The sequence below is a fragment of the Bartonella sp. AC329YNZD genome, from assembly GCF_042196685.1.
Lineage (GTDB): Bacteria > Pseudomonadota > Alphaproteobacteria > Rhizobiales > Rhizobiaceae > Bartonella.
Window position 1 is genome coordinate 1 of the sequence record NZ_JBHIQS010000106.1, and the last position, 739, is coordinate 739.

Below are 739 nucleotides of genomic sequence, written 5' to 3' on the forward strand. Positions count from 1 at the left end.
CTTTCTTTTACCACAATCATTGGTTCAAGATTGGCTACATTTAAACTATAATCATCCCTTCCCCATTCGCATTTTTCCAATACTGCACGGGGGATTTTTGTAAGTGTAAGATTCTCAAAGGATGATGATTTTGTATCAAAGGCTGTACAACAAATCAGCAGGGTGCGATGAGAGCCCACTTCTTCGCTCATAATACGGAGTTGTTCATGGTTCATGGCGCTCGTTGTGACATAAATATAATCCGTTTCCGTTGAATATCCCTGCATCCAATAATGATTTTCATCCGGCGCATAGGTAAATCCCATATGTTTGCACATGGCTTCTGAAAGCATCGCAGCATTATATTCGCGGCTAATAACCCATTGTCCCAATGGGTCTTTTTGCAACAGAGAGGGTGCAAGGCGATAATAACGAAATCCACCGCCACCTTGCCAATTGACACTTTTAGAAATTCCCCCTTGATCAGTTCCATCAATTACTTGTTTTAAACGAGGAATAATGTGTGTATGACAATGTTCACCGAGTTCAATCATAATCCACTTGCGGCCCATTTTATGAGCAACAGCGCCGGTCGTACCAGAACCAGCAAAGGAATCCAATACAAGATCACCAGAGTTGGTGGCAAGTTGAATAATGCGTTCCATTAACCGCTCAGGTTTGGGAGTTGTAAAGACATTCTTAGAATTAAAAACTTTAACCTCTTTTTTGGCATCTTGGTTATGCCCTACTTCCTCATAAA

1 protein-coding gene is annotated in these 739 nt (G+C 41.3%); it reads right to left on the bottom strand.

Annotated features, from left to right (window positions below; genetic code table 11):
- Positions 1–739, bottom strand: a 739-nt coding sequence (locus tag ACFIMW_RS09445; protein ID WP_375697396.1) for a DNA methyltransferase, incomplete at both ends; no start/stop codon positions are given.